Raw genomic sequence first — 366 nt, 5'->3', positions numbered from 1 at the left:
CCACCGTGCGTCCCGGCGTTATGAAGAAGAACGCCTTCGACCAGGCCAAGGCTGACGCCTGCGAGATCGTGAAGCCCGCCTTCTCCCTGACTGAGGCCGACATGAAGACCGAGGTCGTAGAGGTCGTGAAGGCCGCCAAGAAGCTGGTGGATCTGATCGGCGCCGACTACATCGTGTCTGTTGGCCGTGGTATCAGCAAGGACGTCGAGGGCGGCATCAAGCTGGCTGAGGAGCTGGCTGAGGTCCTGGGCGGCGTCGTTGGCGGCTCCCGTGCCACCATCGACTCTGGCTGGCTGTCCGCTGACCATCAGGTCGGTCAGACCGGCAAGACCGTGCATCCCAAGGTGTATGTTGCTCTGGGCATCT

At 62.8% G+C, this 366-nt stretch carries 1 protein-coding gene; it reads left to right on the top strand.

Annotated elements, in window-relative coordinates; all coding sequences use genetic code 11:
• Nucleotides 1-366 (top strand): electron transfer flavoprotein subunit alpha/FixB family protein (locus tag JQM68_RS14015; RefSeq protein WP_235223569.1); only part of this gene is annotated, 366 nt, incomplete at both ends.

This window comes from Oscillibacter valericigenes, assembly GCF_021531435.1.
Classification (GTDB): Bacteria; Bacillota; Clostridia; order Oscillospirales; family Oscillospiraceae; genus Oscillibacter; species Oscillibacter valericigenes_B.
The sequence above is the reverse complement of the archived record's forward strand: the minus strand, read 5'-3'. Positions and strand labels throughout refer to the sequence as shown.